Genomic DNA, 19,340 nt, shown 5'->3' with positions numbered 1-19,340 from the left:
TTAGGTATTTTTTTATTCTTTATCAATTAAAATCCACCTAATTGTTGTGCGATACTAAAGTGGAACTGACCTTTATTGGCATCAGATAATCCAGGGATTGCATCAAAACCATAACCATAATCGATACCCAGTAAACCAAATATCGGTAAAAAGATCCTTGCACCCACACCAACAGATCTTCTGATGTTGAATGGATTATAATCGCTAAACCTGTTCCAGGTATTACCACCTTCGGCAAATGCCAGTACGAAAGCGGTAGCTTGCTGACTTGCAATAACCGGATAACGTGCTTCTAATACATATTTGGTATAAATCGGGCTACCTGATTGCTGTGCAACAGTCGGATTTGATCCTACCGGAATAACAGTATTGTTGGCATAACCACGCATTGCAATCAACTCAGATCCCTGCAAGAAGTCGAATCCCTGCATACCATCACCACCCAGTTTGAAACGTTCGAATGCCGATTGACCAACTGCTTTGTTATACTGACCCAGGAAACCGAATTGAGCCTGAGCCTTGATTACTAGGTTACCCACCACGCGTTGGTACCATTGCGAATCGAATTTCCATTTGTGGTATTCGGTGAAACGGTATTTCTCTTTATCTGATGCAGTGGCATAATTCGTCTTATTAAACAACGAATATGGCGGCGTGGCCTGAACCGTGAAACGTAAGAATGAACCTGATTTAGGAAAGATAGGCGAATCCCTTGAATCGCGGCTAATCTCCTGTGATAAGTTTAAATTGTAAGATGTACCCGTGCTGAACAAATATCCGGAATAGTTATTCAGAATGTATTGTTGCAGGTTAACGGCATGCGTTAACTGGAAATAGTTATCCGGCCAGTTCAGTCTTCTACCTAAACTTACGGTAACACCATTTAAACGAATCTTTTGATAAGATAAACTTGCTTCGTCATAACCATTAGACTGCAATGAGGTAAAAGCACTCACACCAAAACTTACCGGTTTTTCACCACCAAACCATGGTTGTGAGAATGAGAAGCTGTACGACTGATAGTACTTACCATTCGTTTGTCCACGTAAGCTTAATTTCTGTCCGTCGCCTTTTGGTAGCGGCTTATAGGCTTTTAAATTAAATAAGTTACGTAATGAGAAGTTATTGAAGGTTAAACCCAATGTACCGATGATACGGCCACCACCAAAACCACCCGAAAGTTCAATCTGGTCTGAAGGTTTCTCTTCAACGGCATACTCAATGTCTACCGTTCCATCCGCCGGATTAGGGCGTGGTGTAGGTACCGTTTTAGATTCGTCAAAGTTACCCAGCTGACCAATCTCACGAATGGTACGGATCAAATCACTTTTGTTAAACTTCTGTCCCGGTTTGGTACGGATCTCACGCAATACTACTTTATCGTTGGTAATGGTATTTCCTTTTAAGGTAATACGGTTGTTGGTAAACTGCGGACCTTCATACATCCTTAACTCTACATCAACCGTATCGCCACGGATGGTTTTTACCGGATCAATGTTGAACGTTAAGTAACCATTATCAGTATACAAACTGTTAATATCGCCACCGTTTTCACCACCACCGTTTAACTTTTTGTTCAGTCTCTCTTCGCTGTATATATCACCTCTTTCCAGGGTTAGTACTTTATTCAGAATACTATCCGGGTAAATTGCATTTCCAGCCCAGCTCACCGAACCTACATAATACTTTTTACCTTCATAAAGGTCCATTTTAATGCTTACCTTTTTGTCATTGTACTGGTAAACACTATCTTTAATCAGCTCAGCATCCAGGTAACCTTTTTCCTGCATCTTGCCAATCATTTTTACCTTATTCTCTTCGTATTTCTCTTTAGAGAATTTTCCGGAACCCCAGAAACGCCACCAGGCAAACTGCTTAGGATTTTTAAGGAATTTTCTAAGTTTTGCTGATTTGAAGTCTTTATTTCCTGTGAAGTCAATATGCCTTACTTTAACCCTCGAACCCTTGTCGATATAAGTTTCCAGCACAACACTATTTTCAGCATTGGCATCTTTACGGGTTTTATAGTCAATTTTGGTAAAGAAGAAACCTTTATCCAGCATGTATTTCTTAATGATGGCGGAGGTTGTATTATACAGGTTATCGTTTACGATTTTACCTGTTTTATCATTTAACTTTTCCTGAATAGCAGTTCTTTGCGATTTACCTATTCCTTTTAATTCTATTGAGGTCAAACGAGGACGTTCAACAACTTCAATTTCGAAATACACTGAATCCTGTACAAACTTCTCAATGTTGATTTTTACATCATCAAATAAGCCCTGCGCCCAAAGGGTTTTGATCGCATCAGAAGTTGCTTCTCCCGGAAGGACTATTTTATCACCTTTTGATAACTTTGATAAAGTAATTAAAACCTCTTTATCAAGGTATTGTGTACCTGTAACCGTAGTACCACCGATAATATATTCTTTTGGACTAAAATAATCGAGATCTAAGCCTCCAACCTTGAGGGATGGGGTTGCCGGAGCCTGACCTTGTGGACGTATTTGAGCAAAGGCCGGAGCGGCTAAAACTAGTAGGATTAAAACTTGAAATATTCTTTTCATTAAAATAATTTGTTCAGTAATGACCACAATTTTCGGCTACTGAAAGCGGAAATAATTACGCTTTTCATTCTCCTGGTTATGGTTACATTTATCGTATAAAAGTGCAGCTAAGTTAGTTTAAAGGCTTGTTAAAAAGTGTTAAAAGAAAAATTAGTTTAATTGCTCACTAATTTTGCCAAATCTGCGCTCACGTTTTTGGAAGTCTACAATAGCCTCAAATAGATTTTCTCTTCTGAAATCAGGCCATAAAACATCGGTAAAATAAAATTCAGTATAAGCCATTTGCCAAAGCAAATAATTGCTGATGCGGTGCTCACCACTGGTTCTGATCATCAGTTCAGGATCAGGTAAATTTACCGTGGTTAACTTCGATGAAAAAAGTGTTTCATCGATATCATCGATTGAGAGGGATTCGTCTTTAACTGCCGCAGCGATTTTCTTGGTCGCCTCCAGAATTTCCCATTTCGAGCTATAGCTTAACGCCAAAGTAAGGGTACACTTTACATTATGTGCCGTTTTTGCCATGGCTTCATTTAAATCATCAATACACTCCTGGGGTAAAGATGCAATATTGCCAATGGCATTAAGCTTAACGTTATTTTTGTTTAGGGTTTCCGTTTCGCGGTTAATCGTAGAGATCAGGATCTGCATCAGTGCATCTACTTCTTCTTTCGGACGGTTCCAGTTCTCTGTCGAAAAAGCATAAAGTGTTAAGTATTCTATGCCTGCTTCTACACAGCCTTCCACAATATCTTTTACCGAAAGTACCCCCTGTTCGTGTCCGAAAATCCTTACTTTGCCCTGGCCTTTTGCCCATCTACCGTTACCATCCATAATGATGGCAATGTGTTTTGGCAGGCGACTATAGTCTATTTGTTCTTTAAATCCCATTAATTATGTCAAAATCAGCTTAAAAGGAATAGCATTTTGAGGTTACAAAGGTAAAAGATATGCCAACACTAACAAATAGATAAGTGTCCCTTTTTCTAAAATCTCCTCTTTGTGTTCCCGGGCTACCTATTTGGTTGATAGATGGATCAGATAAATTGAGCTGTTTATCCCCGCTATACACAATAACAGGCCTATCCGGATATCGTCCGCTAACATCATCAATGTAGTCGGTCATGGCTGTCCTGTAGCCTATTTCGGTAAAAACACTCCAGGTATCTTTATAATTATAGCGCAAACCCAAACCATATGGAATGGTGAGCACTACATTCCCGTAACCATTTTCCTGCCCTTCTGTAGCGAGCCGGTCTAAACGGTACTTGTCTCCATCAAATTTCACCGTTGGCTTGAAAATCACAAAGCCCGCCCCTGTAAAAAGATACGGCGTAAACTGCCGTGTTCCGCCACCAAGATTAAAATTGAAAAAGTTGAAGTCAATGAGCGCACTCAGCTCGCTTAACGATGTTTTGAATGCCAGGTTTCTTTCGCGGAACTGCTCATTATCTGATTTGGCATCCCTTGCCTGTATTTGTCCGTAATTGTAATTTAACCGTACTCCAAGGTATTGGTTAAAATTCCGCTTGGCATACGCACCTGCGGAAAAACCGCTGATTTGTAAAGGATTATTCTGATTAAGGTCGCCCATGTATCCTGCTCCGCCACCCATTAATCCCAATTCCCAGGTACCTTCCTGTGCGCGGGAAATTTCACCGCCCAAGGTAAAACAGAGGATGATTAACAGGAGTTTTTTTAGCGTCATACTTAGTAGTTACGGGTATCGATTCCCCATAATAATTTATTCCTTAACGTGTTTAAATAGGTTTCATTGTTAAGGCGAACCAGATTTATACAAAAGTCGGCTTTTTTTATGGATATTTTAACAGAGCGCTCTACGGTAACAGTCCGGCTATCGCAGGATACCAGAAATTTAGATTCCCTTGCTTCCACTTCGAATGACAAGGTATTATCATCCGGCAAAACCACCGGACGCACATTCAGGTTATGTGGTGCAATTGGTGTCACCACAAAGTTTTCTGAATCAGGATATATAATTGGTCCGCCACAACTCAGTGAATATGCGGTGGAGCCGGTAGGAGTAGCTATAATTAATCCGTCAGCCCAATACGAGTTGATGAATTCCCCGTTCATGGAAGCGTGAATAATCATCATTGCCGAATTATCCCTTCTGTGAATGGTAATATCATTTAAGGCAAAGTTTTCCTCACCGAAAAGACCGTTATCCGATTCCAGAATCAGCAGAGAACGGCTGTCAAGCGTATATTCGCCGCTGATCAGTGCATGAAGTGCGGAGCTGATTTCATTTTTATTGATACTGGCCAAAAAGCCCAGTCTCCCGAAGTTAATCCCGATTACAGGAATACCTGAGTTGCGGATCAGCGAAAGGGTATCAAGTAAAGTACCATCGCCCCCTAAACTTAAAAGTACATCAGCGTGGTCTTTTAACTCTTTATGATTGTGGAAAATAACCGTATTTGCCGGAAGGTGGATTTTACCGTTTAAAGAGGTTTTGAATTTTGAATACAGCAGGGGCTGGATATCATGTGCCGCCAGCTGGTCAAAAACCTCCTGAACGTAAGGCAAAACCGTATCGTTGAAGTCTCTTCCGTAAATTGCAATCCTCATAGTTTGGTTTATACATTTAAATAGTTCATAAACGAATCATATCGTTCCTGAGAACCATCATCAACCTGGGTGTTGTTATAAACTTCTTTAACCAGGTAATCATATCTTTCGAATGAAGCCACCAGAGAAGTGATTTCAGTTTTATTCACTTTTAATGTTACTTCCAAACGGGTAGAATTTTCGAATGAATTAACATACGAAGAAAGAATCTGAGCATTATCGGCTTCAACAATCTGCGAAATGTGGGCAAGTGAATTATCACGGTTACTGATTTCCAGCACAATGATTCCACCAGGCTCGTTCACCGCATATTGTCCGGCTACAGCGTCAATCACATTCTCATAGCTAACTGCACCAAGATAATTTTTCTGCTGATCCAACACCGGCAGTACCGATAACTTTAACTGGCTCAACAACCTGATCACATCATAAGTATGTGCATCATTAAGCACAAAGGCATTATAGGTATGTACTGCAGCGTCGCTCAGCAGGGTATCATGATCAGCAACATTCAGTAAATCATCTTCCGCAACCAGGCCCACCAAAGCAGCATCGTTAACAACAGGCAAATGTCTGAGCTTAAATTCATTTAAGCGGTCAAGGGCCTTTTGCACGGTGTCATCAATCTTTAGTGATGGTATAGCATACGATATGATTTCTTCAGCAAACATTATTTAAGTAAAATCCTGTCTAAAAATTTCTCTAAGTAAGCATTGAATATTTCGGGATGTTCCATCATTGGTGCATGCCCGCATTTATCTACCCAGTTTAACTCCGAGTTTGGCAATAATTCATGAAACTCTTCAGCCACTTCGGGCGGTGTAACTTTATCGTTTTTTCCCCAGATCAAAGAAACGGGAATGGTAATTTTTGATAATTCCTTACCCATGTTATGGCGGATAGCCGACTTGGCCATGGTTAAAATCCTGATTACACGAGAACGGTCGTTAACCGTTTTAAACACATCGTCAACCAGTTCTTTGGTCGCAGTAGCCGGATCATAAAAAGTAAATTCTACTTTTTCTTTGATGTAGTCATAGCTTTCGCGACGTGGAAAGGAGCCACCAAAAGCATTTTCGTATAAACCAGAACTTCCGGTTAGTACCAATGCCTTTACAAACTCCTGGTGCGCAACAGTAAATACCAGGCCAACATGTCCTCCCAATGAATTGCCCACCAGTACAACCTGATTAAGGCCTTTAAATTTCAGAAAGCGGTGAAGATAGCGTGATAAGGCTTTAACACCTAAGGTTAAAATAGGGAGGTCATAAATGGGCAAAATCGGGATCACAACATTGTAGCGGTCTTTGAACTGTTCAATTACAAGCTCCCAGTTGCTCAACTCGCCCATCAGGCCATGTAGCAATACCAGCGTCTCGCCTTTTCCAGCTTCAATGTATTTAAATCCTTCTTCTTCTATTACCTGGTATGTCATATTGTTTTAGATGGTATTGTGCACTAAGTTAGTAGAGTAAAATTAATTTTTCGCATTTATATGCCATTTTTCTGAAATAAAAACGAAAACGGTACAAAAATGCCATTTGCGAGATTTAAAGAAGGTTTTCGAGGCATTTTCTATCCTCATCCTTTAAACCGCTAAGCCTTATCTCTGCTTAAGTAAGCTTTTCCTTTACAATCTCCGCAATTAATTTACCATCTGCTTTACCGGCAAGTGCCTTGTTAGCCATTCCCATTACCTTACCCATATCCTTAACCGATGTAGCACCAGATTGTTTGATCACGTCTTCAATAATTGCAGCTACTTCAGCCCTGTCGAGCTGCTTTGGCAGAAACTGATTAATTACATTAATCTCCTCTTCTTCAACCTGATATAAATCTTCTCGGTTTTGTGATCTGTATATGTCTGCTGATTCACGGCGTTGCTTAATCAGTTTCTGAAGAATCTTGAGTTCCGTTTCTTCGGTGATTTCTTCTGCAGAGCCTTTTTCTGTTTTTGCCAGCAATAGGGCGGCTTTTATTGCCCTTAAACCTCTTAACTGTGCATTATCTTTAGCCAGCATGGCTTTTTTAATTTCCTGATCTATGGTGTTTGATATCATGTGGAGATTGTTTAAATGATGAAGTAATATAAGTGGGGTAAAGCAATTAACCCCTGTTCACTATGGTTGCCGTTGCCTGCGCCGTTGGCATAATCAGCATATCGTTGATGTTTACATGTTTCGGGCGACTTACCACATACCAGATGGCGTCTGCAATATCGTCTGCAATGAGTGGCTCAAAGTTTTCATAAACTTTTTTTGCCCGCTCTTCATCACCCTTGAAACGCACCACCGAAAATTCTGTTTCTACCATACCAGGGTTAATTTCTGTAACCTTAATTCCATGTGGCAGCAGGTCGATCCGCATACCCTTACTCAAGGCATCTACGGCATGTTTAGTTGCACAATACACGTTTCCGTTGGGGTATACTTCTTTTCCGGCAATTGAGCCAATATTAATGATGTGTCCTGACTGATGTGGAATCATCCAGTTTGATACAATCTTCGTTACATACAGCAAGCCTTTTACATTCGTATCGATCATGGTATCCCAATCACTGATGCTACCGGCATTCAGGGGTTCTAAACCCTGACTTAAACCTGCATTGTTGATCAGCACATCTACCTTTTTCCATGCATCCGGTAAGCTTTCAAATGCCTCAGTTAGCTTTTCGTTATCGCGCACATCAGCCAAAACCTCCTTTATCTCAACGGCATACTTATCTGCAAGATGATGTGCAATTTTAGCCAGCCGCTCTTCGCGACGGGCAACCAGAATAAGTTGATAACCTTGTTGGGCAAATATATGTGCGCAAGCCTCGCCTATACCTGAGGTTGCACCTGTGATTAATGCAATTTTAGACATATTTATGAATGTTAAGTCCGGATAACCCTGTTAAGCAAACTGCCTTTTGGATTACCCGCTGATGGCAAAGGTAAGTTTTTTTGAATTCTGCCGCTATTGAAAAATCAAACTGAACGTTAATTGACGTAATTTCAACTTATCAATGGGATTGGCATAAACTGTTGGATCGTGTTGCAACAAATCACTGGCAGAATAGGATAGTTTAATTTCAGGCGACATTTTGAAATACTCAAAATAAAAGTCGAAACCTATTCCCGTTTCGTACGACAAATAGTTTCTGTTATTCTTCAGCAACTTATTGGCCGGCGTCTCTCCCTCGTCAAAGGTTTTCTTTTTTGAGGCAATATCTATGGAGTATTTAGCTCCGCCCAACCAATACGCCCGGAAATTATTTAACCTGTTAGACTTCACCTTGATGCCTAACGGAAACTCGAACATGGTAGCCTGAACTTTCTTATCAACAATAGTCTGGAAATATTTGGTCTGCCCGTTTCCCACACTAACCGGATCCTTAGGTTCATATTCATACTGCACCACCCTGTCGCTAAAAATCAATGATGGCGTTGCACGAACATCGAAGTTTTCTGCCAGCCTCCGGTTCATGACAAAGCCTAATCCAAAGCCTTGAGAAGGAGGACTTGAAATGGCATTTAATGTGTTGGTAACGGGTAAACCGGAATTCTGATCGTAAGAAACACCCAGCGAATTGGGCACCTCATAAAATGGAGCCCTCCAGTTCGCATTCTTCAGTATTTTATATTCCGCAGAGATGTATTGGAAATTAAACCCGAAACTCCAGTCTTCATCATCTATACCCCCACCCCAGTTCTGGGCGAATGAGGTGTTGGCGACAACGATTAAAGTGAGAATGAGGCTTAATTTTTTTATCATTTAGTTCCAACGTAGATTGAACTTATTCCGAACGTTAAAATTCGCTGTTTGGTACTTTTGAAACCAACTTTTTCCATCAGGCTGGTAAAATCGGCACCATCAGGAAAGGCGGCAACCGATTCAGGGAGATAAGTATATGCCCTCGCATCCTTGGAAAACAGTTTTCCAAAAATCGGCAGCACATTTAAAAAGTAGAAGTTATATAACTGTTTAACCGGAAATACTTTAGGTTTCGAAAATTCCAGAACCACCATCTTACCTTCAGGTTTCAATACCCTGAACATGTCTGCAAGACCTTTTTCAAGGTTTTCAAAGTTACGTACCCCATATGCACAGGTAATGGCATCAAAAGTATTGTCTTCGAAGTGCAGCCCTTCAGAATCGCCCACCTGAACAGAGAAGGTTTCGTTTAAACTGCGTTCGTTGATTTTCTTTTTGGCCACTTCCAGCATGCCTTCCGAAATATCAACGCCGATCACTTTCTCAGGTTGAAGTTTCTTAATCGCCTCAAAGGCAAAATCACCTGTACCTGTGGCTACATCCAATAATATACGCGGATGAATAGAAACCAATTCTTTGATGGCTTTCTTGCGCCACAATACGTCGATTCCCAGAGACAGAAAATGATTTAAAAAATCGTAGGTACCTGAAATATTATTAAACATGGTAGCAACCTGCTCTTTTTTGGCTGCATCCTGCATTTGATATGGAGTGATATTCTGATTCATGATGTATGGCAAAGATAAGTTTATTGTTGAACTGTTTAAATTGTTTTAATCGGTTAATTGTCAAATGCGCAACAGTTAGCGGCTTAAACGCATCAAAGTCTTAACCATCCTTACAAAATTGCTACATTTGCACTATGGTTATCAAAACGGCAACATTTGTTTGCAGCAACACCCAGATTTCGGCTTTACCGACACCAACAATGCCCGAGTATGCTTTTATTGGCCGCTCCAACGTGGGTAAATCCTCCTTGATCAATATGCTGGTTAACCAGCACGGATTGGCAAAAACCTCCCAACGTCCGGGTAAAACCCAGTTAATTAACCATTTCCTGATTAACGAATCATGGTATATTGTCGATTTGCCAGGTTATGGATATGCAAAGGTTTCCAAAACCAGCCGGGAAAAATGGGAAAAATTTATCCGTGCCTATATTACCAAGAGAGAAAGTTTGCAGTGTGTGTTTGTATTAATCGACAGCCGCCTGGAGCCACAACAAATTGATATCGAATTTTGCTATTGGCTGGGTGAAAAACAAATTCCATTTTCTTTAATATTTACAAAGGCAGACAAACAAGGCATGACCACTACCCAAAAAAATGTGGCTGCATTCAGGAAAAAGCTTGGCGAGTTTTTTGAAGAAATCCCGGCAACCTTTATTACTTCGGCCGAAAAAGGAAACGGAAAAGATGAAGTTTTAAATTTCATCTCCGAAGTAAATGAAGATTTTGTTGTCCCAAAAGATTATAAAAGGTTTTAATTTTATCAGTTTCAATGAAAAAATACTTTTCACTTGTATTATTCGCTCACTCCGTTTTTGCACTACCTTTTGCCATGATTGGCTTTTTCCTGGGGGTTACCACCACAGAGAATCCTTTCTCCTGGTATAAGCTGATTCTGGTACTGCTCTGCATGGTTTTCGCTCGTAATTCGGCAATGGCTTTCAACCGGTATCTAGACCGCAATATTGATGCAAAAAACCCCCGCACTAAAATGCGTGATATTCCGGCCGGTAAGGTTTCTGCCGGCGAGGCTTTGACATTCGTGATCATCAACTGCCTGTTATTTGCAGCAACTACCTACTTTATTAATCCCCTTTGCTTTTATCTGTCGCCCGTAGCCCTGTTTGTGGTGTTGTTCTATAGCTACACCAAAAGGTTTACCGCATTGTGCCATTTGGTACTCGGCTTAGGCTTGTCACTCGCTCCAATTGGTGCATATATCGCCGTAACCGGTCACTTTGCTCTCGTTCCGGTGTTGTATTCATTAACGGTGTTATTTTGGGTAAGTGGGTTTGACATTATCTATGCTTTACAGGACGAAGATTTCGACCGTGAAGAAAATTTACATTCCATTCCTTCGGCACTTGGCATTAAAAATGCTTTAAATGTGTCAGTACTGCTGCACGTGTTTTCAGCCGCCTGTGTAATCCTTCCCGTGTTTTTCACCACTTTCAGCTGGGTGTATTACATCGGAATTGTATTCTTCTGCGCCATGCTGGTTTACCAGCACCTGCTCGTAAAACCAAACGACATCAGTAAAGTAAACAGGGCTTTTCAAACCCTAAACGGATATGCATCAACGGTATTTGCCATTTGCTTTTTAATTGATGCTTATTTGAGAACTAAGTAACATATCATGATAGAAAAAAAAATCAGAACATATATCCCACAGGAATTATCCATTACCTGGGAAAGCCTGGCACCCCTTTTTAATGAGCTGCAAGGTCGCGAAATTAACAGTGTTGATGAATTGGAACAATGGTTAAAAGACCGTTCGGAATTAGAAGCTGCGCTGGAAGAAGATTTCGCCTGGCGTTATATTAAAATGAGCTGTGATACAGCCAATGAGGAACTGGTTAAAAACTTCCAGTACTTTGCAGAAGAAATTGAACCAAAAATTTCTCCACTCTCTAACGAGCTGAATAAGAAATTCGTAGAAAGTCCATTTATGGATGATCTGGACAAGGAGAAATTCTTTGTATACAGCAGGGCAATTAAGAAAGCGCTCGAGATATACCGTGAGGAAAACATCGAATTGTTTACGCAATTGCAGGTTAAGCAACAGAAATATCAGGGCATTACCGGTGCCATGAGTGTTGAAATTAAAGGGCAGGAATATACACTGGAGCAGGCATCAATCTTCATTAAAGACCTGAACCGTGAGGTGCGCGAAAATGCCTGGAAAACCATCCAGCAGCGCCGCCTGATTGATAAGGATGATCTGAATGTTTTGTTCGATGAACTCATCAGATTGCGTAATCAGGTAGCCTTAAATGCAGGCTTCGAAAACTACCGCGATTATATGTTTCAGGCATTAGGCCGTTTTGACTATACGCCTCAGGATTGCTACGACTTTGCTAATGCCATTGAAAAGGAAATTGTTCCTATTTTGAAGGAACAGGCAGAAAAACGCCGTGAAGCATTAGGGCTTGAAACCTTAAAACCATGGGACCTGGAAGTTAGCGTTAGCGGCAAATCCGCTTTAAAACCTTTCAACAATGGTGAAGAACTGATCGACAAAAGCATTGCCTGCTTTAATGCGATAGACGAAAAGCTTGGGGAGAAACTGGCAACCATGAAAGCCAACGGCCTGTTTGATGTGGAAAGCAGAAAAGGCAAAGCACCTGGAGGGTATAATTATCCCCTGGCAGAAACAGGCGCTCCCTTCATTTTCATGAACTCAGCAAACTCCCTTCGCGATTTAACCACTATGGTTCACGAAGGCGGCCACGCCATCCATACCTTTTTAACCGCAAATTTAGAGCTGAACGACTTCAAACACTGTCCATCTGAAGTGGCTGAACTCGCTTCCATGAGTATGGAGCTGATTTCAATGGACAAATGGGATGTTTATTTCAACAATGAAGAAGATCTCATCCGTGCTAAAAAAGAACAATTGGCTGATGTATTAAAAACCTTACCATGGGTAGCGGTGATTGATCAGTTTCAGCATTGGATATACACCAACCCGGTACATACTGCGGCAGACAGGGAGGAAACATTTAAACAGATTTATAACCGCTTCGGTGCCGGTTTTGCTAACTGGGATGACCTGGAGCAGCAATTTGGAAATGTATGGCAAAAGCAGCTGCATTTATTCGAGGTACCGTTTTACTATATTGAGTATGCGATTGCACAATTGGGGGCGATTGCCGTATGGAAAAATTACAAAGAAAATCCGGAGCAGGCTTTAGATCAGTATCTGGCTGCGCTATCATTAGGTTATACCAAACCCATGAACGAGATTTATGAAACTGCTGGTATCAAATTCGACTTCAGCGCAGAGTATGTGAAAGAACTGGCTCAGTTTGTGAAAGAGGAGCTGGAAAAATTGGGTTAGCCATGTACAAGAATTTCCGTTAATGTGTTTCCCGCAGATTACACAGATGCACGCAGAAACTAATCAATGAAATCAGCGAAATCAGCGGGAGAATAATATTTAGATAATTTCCCTAATGTGTTTCCCGCAGATTACACAGATACACGCAGAAACTAATCAATGAAATCAGCGGGAGACCTATAGCATAAAAAAGCCCATCAGTTACGATCAACTGATGGGCTTTTTTTCTTCGTTAAAGGATCAACCTTCCAAAGCTAGTTTGCTATGCTTATAACCATAAGCGAAATAAACAACCAAGCCAATTACAAGCCATATACCGAATCCAATCCAGTTTGAGATCCCGAGTTCGCACATCATGTATAAACAGCTGATCAATCCTAAAACAGGGATTAACGAAAGGTTTTTAGTGATGCAGTAAAAGGAAATAATTACACAGATGATCAGAAAAATCCACATCGGTATTTTATGTTTGAACAGGCTCCAGCCGCTTTCATATTTTTTTTCGGTTGAGATTTTCGATGATGATATAAACTGCTCATAGTGATCGCCGGGCAATGCGCTGAGATATGATTCGGCATCTACTTTTTCAGCTACCATGATCAGTGGAGCCGCATCTTTAACAATCTCTTCTTTAACGATCTTCAGTTCATCACCATTTAACGAAGTCACAAAGTTTATAGTGGTCACAGTTTTTGGTGAATTAAGGAAAAATGCCTTTGTTTCAGTTTGATATTGTGTAAAGGCAAAAGCCAGCGCAGCAATAAATGCAACCGGAACAATGAACTTACTATTTATATAGGGGATTTTAAACTTGCCCCTTTGCACATCCGGACGGTTTTGCAATACCAGCACCCCTGCACATACCAGTACAAAGGCAAATAAAGTTCCAATAGAACATAAGTCGGTTACAATCGTCAGATTCATAAATAACGATGGTACGGCCACTACAAATCCAACTACGATAGTGGCGAACGACGGTGTTTTATATTTCGGATGGATTTTGGAGAATGATTTCGGCAACAACCCATCGCGGCTCATACTCATCCATATACGGGGCTGGCCCATCTGGAATACCAGTAATACACTGGCCATTGCAAAAACGGCGCTGACTGCAATAATTCCACTCATGAGCTTGAGGTCAATCTGGTCAAATACAAATGCCAGAGGATCGCCCACCGCTAGTGTGCCTGATTTGACTATTCCTGTTAAAACCAATGCAATGGCAACATATAATATCGTACAGATGATAATGGCCCACATCATTCCACGCGGTAAATCTCTTTGCGGATTTTTACATTCTTCCGCAGTTGTTGAAATGGCATCAAAACCGATGTACGCAAAAAATACTGCCGATACACCTTTCAAAATTCCAGATACACCGTTCGGAGCAAACGGATCCCAGTTTTTGGTGTCAACATAAAAGATACCAACGGCCAGAACCAATAAAATAACCGCGAGTTTTACAACAACCATGGCATTGCTGGCGTTCCGGCTTTCCTTCATGCCCCTGTATATTAACCAGGTAATCAGGATGATGATACCCAGTGCGGGAAGATCGGCTACTACATGGAACCCGCCAACCTGCGGAGCCGTAAGCCAGGCATTGTTGGCTAATGCTGTTGCAGTATCCAGGCCATTCAGGTTTTTGCCTGCAGCCAGCAGCGCTTCAGCATGTTTATGCCCGTTATAGGCGCTCAAGTAATCCATTGTTGCCCAATCCGGCACATGAATTCCATTGATGCCCAGAAATGGTATTTTTATCGTAGAAAGCAGCCCGGTAAAATAGTCTGACCATGAGATGGCAACGGTGATGTTTCCTATTGAATATTCCATAATGAGCGACCAGCCAATGATCCAGGCCACCAGTTCACCAAAGGCCACATAAGAATAAGTGTAGGCACTTCCTGAAACCGGAACCATTGAAGCAAATTCTGCGTAAGCAAAAGCCGCAAAGCTACAGGCAACTGCAGTAAAAATAAACAAGAAAATTACTGCCGGACCGCCATCTGCACTTGCTTTTCCAATGGTACTGAAAATACCAGCACCAATGATTGCCGCTATACCAAACGCTGTTAAATCCCGTACACCTAAGGTCTTGTGAAGTGTATTCTCATGATCGCCATAACCGCTTGCTGCATCTTTTAATATCTTGGAAATAGATTTCTTTCTAAATAGCTTTTCGAACATTTCAATTTGCTTGTTGTATTCTTCAAACTTAGGAAAATATCGGTTAAAAACGTTTAAAGCAGGATATTAATTTCTTTCCACCGCTGTTTTAGCAAGCCTGAACGGCGAAAACCAGGCAAATAATCAGTTTTTTTGGCAGTTTTATGTGTCAAGTGTCAAATCACATGGTTTATGTAATCTGTATGTGTTTATTTTCCATGTTATCGCAGCGGGAAGTCATAAAATACTACTTTTGCCAGCTCCTTAAAAAAGGCATACATTCTTAAAATTATGATGACACCATCTCGCTTACAGGCATCCTATATTAAAGAAAAAAATCAGGGAATAGCCACTTTACTTGCTTTCGCATTATTGCCACTTTCAGGCTTTGCGACGGATATTTATATCCCGTCTCTGCCCAATATGGCGGGCGACATGAATGTGAGCAGCGTACAGGTTCAGCTTACTTTGAGTATTTTCCTGATTAGTTACGGGGTAGCCCAGTTATTTGTGGGCAGTTTGCTGGATAGTTTTGGCCGGTATAAAATTTGTTTGTATGCCCTGCTGATTTTTGCAGCAGCAAGTCTGGTGATTGCAACAAGCCATAACATTTACCTCATTTATCTAATGCGAATTATTCATGGTTTATCAGTTGGCGGAATTGTGGTGGCCAAGCGGGCCTATTTTGTTGATTTGTTTTCAGGAGATAAACTGAAGCATTATCTGAGTCTTTTTTCCATCATCTGGTCAACCGGGCCCATTGTTGCGCCTTTTGTGGGTGGTTACCTTCAGTCGGCTTTTGGCTGGGAATCCAACTTTTATTTCCTTGCTGGTTTTGCCTTTGTTTTTGCTTTGCTCGAGGTAATTTACAGTGGTGAAACGCTGAGGCATTTTACCGAATTCCAGTTTAAAAAAATTATGGGCATCTATGTGGAAATGGTTAAAACCACGAGCTTCACTTTAGGAATTTTAATGTTGGGCTTAGCTTACTGCATGGTCATGGTATATAACATGACCGGCCCATTCATTATCGAGCATCACCTTAATCTTTCGCCCGTTATCGCAGGTTACAGTTCGTTAATTTTAGGCTTCGCTTGGATGGTTGGCGGTTTTATCGGGAAAGCGACCATTAACCGTCCCTTTTTTAAGCGACTTGCATTAAATTCGCTTTTCCAGCTTTTATTCGTGATACTGATGATTCTGAGTCTTAATTTCATCAGTAATTTATTCTCGCTGATCTTTTTTGCGTTCATTATCCACATCTGTGCGGGCTATACTTTTAACAACTATTTTACTTTCTGCCTGAGTAAGTTTCCGAAAAATGCAGGAATTGCAGGTGGTTTAACGGGTGGAATTACATATGTTATCGTGTCTTTCCTGAGTTATGGCGTGGTGAATCTTTTCCCTGCAAAAGATGAGCGAAACTTAAGTTTCAGCTACCTGGTTATGATTTTGCTTTCGGGGCTGGTAATGCTGCTGATCATGCGGACGCGGGACAAACAGGAAGAGTAATCTGCGGGAATTAATCTCGTAGAATCAAATAGTATTCTCCAGCTGATTTCGCTGATTGTTTCTGCGTGCATCTGCGTAATCTGCGGGAAATAATCTCTCGTAGAATCAAATATCATTCTTCCGCTGATTTTCACTGGTTGTTTCTGCGTGCATCCGCGGGAGATATCTAACAAAATGACATAAAAGAATTAAAAAAACGAAAACTGCCAGAAAGGCAGATTAACAGGGGCTTAGTGCGGAATTAGCAGGGGGTTAACAGGGGGTTAGTAGGGACAATTCCCTGTCAACCTCCTGCCAAACTACTGTCAACACCCCATCAATCTAAAATGACTATTGAATGCTGAAAGCCACACCGATGGGCATAAAAAAGCCCTTCAGAAAACTGAAGGGCTGATGATGAAATATTATTTATTTCCTAATGAAGCCTAACGCAGTAATCAGCACCAGACCGATGCCCGATGCGATCATGTAGACGTTGCCATAAGGGAGGTGATAAACCTTGGCAGCAGGGCCTGCTATAAACAGGCATATACCCAGAATTAAGATTGCCGTTCTCATGATTAAACCGGCAATCGGTGGAGTTCAATATCGTCTGGCGTAACAAAAATCAGCGGAACCTTTTCCACATCTACATAACTGCTATCCAATCCGAAACTTCGTTCTTCAGATAAACTGAGTTTTTTCAATATGAAATAATAATCCATAATCGTACGCTCGTAAAAACTTAACTTGGTAAATTTGGAAAGGTGTTTCTCCAGGATCACGAAACGGAAATCACCTGCAATTTTATGTTTATTCAGTGAGGTGTATTGGCTGGTAATATCAATCTCTCCATTTTTCACAAGCTCTTCTACCACCTTGCGGTATAATAGATTTACCCGTTGTTCAATCCTGAAGCCTAATCTGAAATCGATCCTGATCAGCTTACCCGGTATGAGGAATTCAACTTTATAATCCAGTGTATAAGGTTCGTCCATTACGTCAACGTGAACCAGCCAGTACACGTCGGCACGTTTGGGCTCCTTCTGGATGATGGAATAAATAATTTTCGACTCAATTTCAGTTTTAAAGTTGGCACTTGTTAAATAAACCAGCTGAGATGAATATTTAGGCACACTTTCATCACCACTTAATTCACTCAAAATCTGATAGTAATCTTCTATTTCTACGTATTTTACAAAACGGTTTTTAATTTTCCGTGCCACAAACCAGCTCCACATTACTGTAAACAGGAAGGAACCAATCATTACAGTTACCCATCCCCCGTGGAGGAATTTAGTTAAATTACTGATTAAAAATGTACCTTCAATAATGACATAGGTGAAGAAGAAAATAGCAATCAGGTATTTCGGAAAACGCCTGCTTCTTAAGTAAAAGCTTACGAGAATGGTGGTCATTAACATCGCGATGGTAATGGACAAACCATAGGCGGCATCCATGCTTTCCGATTTTCTGAACAACAATACAATTCCGCAGCATCCAATCCAAAGCATCCAGTTAATCGATGGCACATATAACTGGCCTTTTGAAACCGATGGATAAACGATCTTGATCTTTGGCCAAAGGTTTAAACGTACAGCTTCGGAAATTAGGGTGAATGATCCGCTGATTAATGCCTGACTGGCGATTACAGCAGCCATTGTAGCCAGGATCACCATCGGAATCTGAAAATGATCGGGAACAATCTGGAAAAACGGATTCATTTTAGCGCCGGGAACATAAGTTGAGCTGTTATGTAAAACCCATACCCCCTGCCCCAGGTAATTCAGGATCAGCATCAGCTTTACAAAAATCCAGCTGATGCGGATGTTATTACGCCCGCAATGGCCCAGATCAGAGTAAAGTGCTTCAGCACCTGTTGTACAAAGAAACACCCCACCCAGAATAAGGAAGGCCAGTTTGTTGGTTACCAGCAGGTGTATTGCCCAGTAAGGATTAAATGCACTGAAAATACTTAGGTCTTTTACGATGTACGAAACGCCCAGAATTCCTAATACGGCAAACCAAACGAACATCACCGGACCAAAAAGTTTTCCAACCAGATTGGTTCCGAACTGCTGAATGATAAAAAGTATGGTGAGAATGACCAGAACAATCGGAATCACCTGAATGTCGAATTTTCTAGTTAGCCCCTCAATTGCAGACGTTACGGTAATACTGGGCGTGATAATCCCATCGGCAAGTAAAGCGCAACCTCCTACTACTGCAGGAACAACGAGCCATTTGGCCTTTTTACGTACCAGAGAAAAAAGAGAAAAAATACCACCTTCACCCTTATTATCGGCCCTTAAGGTAATGATTACATATTTGACTGTCGTTTGTAATGTCAGCGTCCAGATGATGCAGGAGAGCACTCCGAGTACATTTTCAGGATTGATATCTTGCCTGCCGCCCAGAATTGTTGTAAAGATTGCATTGAGGGTATAGAGCGGAGAAGTACCGATATCACCGAACACAATTCCCAGACTAATCAGCACCCCACCGGCGGTTAACGCATTGACATTTTTATGATTTGACATGTCATTATATTTTTAAGTGGGGCAAAAGTAAAAAACTATAACAAATTAACAACCAAATTATTGTGTATTTTTCACACTTTGAAAAACAATTTTTATTGTTAAATTGTGTTAAATTATGATTATTGAATAAAATGTTTAATTTCTTTGTATTAAATTAATA

17 protein-coding genes are annotated in these 19,340 nt (G+C 40.9%); 4 read left to right on the top strand and 13 right to left on the bottom strand.

What is annotated here, in order from left to right:
- Positions 1-26: 26 nt before the first annotated feature.
- The 10 genes from bamA to ubiE form a co-directional block, all read right to left on the bottom strand.
- Positions 27-2,567: an outer membrane protein assembly factor BamA gene (gene bamA, locus R2Q80_RS13725; RefSeq protein WP_316800128.1), complete on the bottom strand. Its 2,541-nt coding sequence runs from the start codon at positions 2,565-2,567 to the stop codon at positions 27-29.
- A 150-nt stretch (positions 2,568-2,717) separates the two neighbouring features.
- Entirely contained in the window at positions 2,718-3,458 is a 741-nt protein-coding gene (locus R2Q80_RS13720) for an isoprenyl transferase (protein WP_316800127.1), read from the bottom strand.
- 19 nt (positions 3,459-3,477) lie between these two features.
- Positions 3,478-4,275, bottom strand: coding sequence for a DUF6089 family protein (locus R2Q80_RS13715; RefSeq protein WP_316800126.1), 798 nt, complete (start codon positions 4,273-4,275; stop codon positions 3,478-3,480).
- Between the two features lie 2 nt (positions 4,276-4,277).
- Complete coding sequence (locus tag R2Q80_RS13710; RefSeq protein ID WP_316800125.1) at positions 4,278-5,159, bottom strand: NAD kinase; 882 nt, start codon at positions 5,157-5,159, stop codon at positions 4,278-4,280.
- Positions 5,160-5,167: 8 nt separating this feature from the next.
- On the bottom strand, positions 5,168-5,830 hold the full coding sequence (locus R2Q80_RS13705) for a CBS domain-containing protein (RefSeq protein WP_316800124.1): 663 nt from the start codon (positions 5,828-5,830) through the stop codon (positions 5,168-5,170).
- Positions 5,830-6,594, bottom strand: a complete 765-nt coding sequence (locus R2Q80_RS13700; protein ID WP_316800123.1) for an alpha/beta hydrolase — start codon at positions 6,592-6,594, stop codon at positions 5,830-5,832. The genes R2Q80_RS13705 and R2Q80_RS13700 overlap by 1 nt, the downstream gene beginning before the upstream one ends.
- 178 nt (positions 6,595-6,772) lie before the next feature.
- Positions 6,773-7,219 (bottom strand): GatB/YqeY domain-containing protein, encoded by a 447-nt coding sequence (locus tag R2Q80_RS13695; RefSeq protein WP_316800122.1) that lies wholly within the window; start codon positions 7,217-7,219, stop codon positions 6,773-6,775.
- A 46-nt stretch (positions 7,220-7,265) separates the two neighbouring features.
- Complete coding sequence (locus R2Q80_RS13690) at positions 7,266-8,024, bottom strand: SDR family oxidoreductase (RefSeq protein ID WP_316800121.1); 759 nt, start codon at positions 8,022-8,024, stop codon at positions 7,266-7,268.
- A gap of 93 nt (positions 8,025-8,117) precedes the next feature.
- Complete coding sequence (locus R2Q80_RS13685) at positions 8,118-8,915, bottom strand: outer membrane beta-barrel protein (RefSeq protein WP_316800120.1); 798 nt, start codon at positions 8,913-8,915, stop codon at positions 8,118-8,120.
- Positions 8,912-9,643, bottom strand: coding sequence for a bifunctional demethylmenaquinone methyltransferase/2-methoxy-6-polyprenyl-1,4-benzoquinol methylase UbiE (gene ubiE, locus R2Q80_RS13680; RefSeq protein WP_316800119.1), 732 nt, complete (start codon positions 9,641-9,643; stop codon positions 8,912-8,914). Before ubiE ends, R2Q80_RS13685 begins: the two co-directional genes overlap by 4 nt.
- A 134-nt stretch (positions 9,644-9,777) precedes the next feature.
- Between ubiE and yihA the strand changes: the two genes are divergently transcribed.
- Genes yihA through R2Q80_RS13665 form a run of 3 tightly spaced genes read left to right on the top strand, consistent with a single transcriptional unit; the run spans position 9,778 to position 12,983 of the window.
- On the top strand, positions 9,778-10,401 hold the full coding sequence (gene yihA, locus R2Q80_RS13675) for a ribosome biogenesis GTP-binding protein YihA/YsxC (RefSeq protein WP_316800118.1): 624 nt from the start codon (positions 9,778-9,780) through the stop codon (positions 10,399-10,401).
- Positions 10,402-10,415: 14 nt separating this feature from the next.
- Complete coding sequence (locus R2Q80_RS13670; RefSeq protein WP_316800117.1) at positions 10,416-11,273, top strand: UbiA-like polyprenyltransferase; 858 nt, start codon at positions 10,416-10,418, stop codon at positions 11,271-11,273.
- A 6-nt stretch (positions 11,274-11,279) separates the two neighbouring features.
- Complete coding sequence (locus R2Q80_RS13665; RefSeq protein WP_316800116.1) at positions 11,280-12,983, top strand: M3 family oligoendopeptidase; 1,704 nt, start codon at positions 11,280-11,282, stop codon at positions 12,981-12,983.
- Positions 12,984-13,223: 240 nt separating this feature from the next.
- Here R2Q80_RS13665 and R2Q80_RS13660 read toward each other — a convergent pair whose 3' ends face one another.
- Positions 13,224-15,170 (bottom strand): amino acid permease, encoded by a 1,947-nt coding sequence (locus R2Q80_RS13660; RefSeq protein WP_316800115.1) that lies wholly within the window; start codon positions 15,168-15,170, stop codon positions 13,224-13,226.
- A gap of 270 nt (positions 15,171-15,440) precedes the next feature.
- Between R2Q80_RS13660 and R2Q80_RS13655 the strand changes: the two genes are divergently transcribed.
- The gene (locus R2Q80_RS13655) at positions 15,441-16,661 is read left to right on the top strand and encodes an MFS transporter (RefSeq protein ID WP_410478741.1); all 1,221 of its coding nucleotides are present in this window, start codon (positions 15,441-15,443) and stop codon (positions 16,659-16,661) included.
- A gap of 408 nt (positions 16,662-17,069) precedes the next feature.
- On the opposite strand, the gene R2Q80_RS13650 is transcribed toward R2Q80_RS13655, so the two are convergent.
- A complete protein-coding gene (locus tag R2Q80_RS13650; RefSeq protein WP_316800114.1) occupies positions 17,070-17,219 on the bottom strand; it encodes a hypothetical protein in 150 nt (49 codons plus the stop codon).
- A gap of 2 nt (positions 17,220-17,221) precedes the next feature.
- Positions 17,222-19,180 (bottom strand): KUP/HAK/KT family potassium transporter, encoded by a 1,959-nt coding sequence (locus R2Q80_RS13645; protein WP_047798533.1) that lies wholly within the window; start codon positions 19,178-19,180, stop codon positions 17,222-17,224.
- Between the last annotated feature and the right edge of the window lie 160 nt (positions 19,181-19,340).

The sequence above is a fragment of the Pedobacter frigidisoli genome, from assembly GCF_032678525.1.
GTDB lineage: Bacteria > Bacteroidota > Bacteroidia > Sphingobacteriales > Sphingobacteriaceae > Pedobacter > Pedobacter frigidisoli_A.
Note: the sequence above shows the minus strand (reverse complement) of the source record. Positions and strands in the feature narration are given on the sequence as shown.

What these genes read in the sequence shown, in the direction of transcription:
- bamA (WP_316800128.1), bottom strand. Translation starts at nt 2,567, where the DNA reads ATGAAAAGAATATTTCAAGTTTTAATCCTACTAGTTTTAGCCGCTCCG.
- R2Q80_RS13720 (WP_316800127.1), bottom strand. Translation starts at nt 3,458, where the DNA reads ATGGGATTTAAAGAACAAATAGACTATAGTCGCCTGCCAAAACACATT.
- R2Q80_RS13715 (WP_316800126.1), bottom strand. Translation starts at nt 4,275, where the DNA reads ATGACGCTAAAAAAACTCCTGTTAATCATCCTCTGTTTTACCTTGGGC.
- R2Q80_RS13710 (WP_316800125.1), bottom strand. Translation starts at nt 5,159, where the DNA reads ATGAGGATTGCAATTTACGGAAGAGACTTCAACGATACGGTTTTGCCT.
- R2Q80_RS13705 (WP_316800124.1), bottom strand. Translation starts at nt 5,830, where the DNA reads ATGTTTGCTGAAGAAATCATATCGTATGCTATACCATCACTAAAGATT.
- R2Q80_RS13700 (WP_316800123.1), bottom strand. Translation starts at nt 6,594, where the DNA reads ATGACATACCAGGTAATAGAAGAAGAAGGATTTAAATACATTGAAGCT.
- R2Q80_RS13695 (WP_316800122.1), bottom strand. Translation starts at nt 7,219, where the DNA reads ATGATATCAAACACCATAGATCAGGAAATTAAAAAAGCCATGCTGGCT.
- R2Q80_RS13690 (WP_316800121.1), bottom strand. Translation starts at nt 8,024, where the DNA reads ATGTCTAAAATTGCATTAATCACAGGTGCAACCTCAGGTATAGGCGAG.
- R2Q80_RS13685 (WP_316800120.1), bottom strand. Translation starts at nt 8,915, where the DNA reads ATGATAAAAAAATTAAGCCTCATTCTCACTTTAATCGTTGTCGCCAAC.
- ubiE (WP_316800119.1), bottom strand. Translation starts at nt 9,643, where the DNA reads ATGAATCAGAATATCACTCCATATCAAATGCAGGATGCAGCCAAAAAA.
- yihA (WP_316800118.1), top strand. Translation starts at nt 9,778, where the DNA reads ATGGTTATCAAAACGGCAACATTTGTTTGCAGCAACACCCAGATTTCG.
- R2Q80_RS13670 (WP_316800117.1), top strand. Translation starts at nt 10,416, where the DNA reads ATGAAAAAATACTTTTCACTTGTATTATTCGCTCACTCCGTTTTTGCA.
- R2Q80_RS13665 (WP_316800116.1), top strand. Translation starts at nt 11,280, where the DNA reads ATGATAGAAAAAAAAATCAGAACATATATCCCACAGGAATTATCCATT.
- R2Q80_RS13660 (WP_316800115.1), bottom strand. Translation starts at nt 15,170, where the DNA reads ATGTTCGAAAAGCTATTTAGAAAGAAATCTATTTCCAAGATATTAAAA.
- R2Q80_RS13655 (WP_410478741.1), top strand. Translation starts at nt 15,441, where the DNA reads ATGATGACACCATCTCGCTTACAGGCATCCTATATTAAAGAAAAAAAT.
- R2Q80_RS13650 (WP_316800114.1), bottom strand. Translation starts at nt 17,219, where the DNA reads ATGAGAACGGCAATCTTAATTCTGGGTATATGCCTGTTTATAGCAGGC.
- R2Q80_RS13645 (WP_047798533.1), bottom strand. Translation starts at nt 19,180, where the DNA reads ATGTCAAATCATAAAAATGTCAATGCGTTAACCGCCGGTGGGGTGCTG.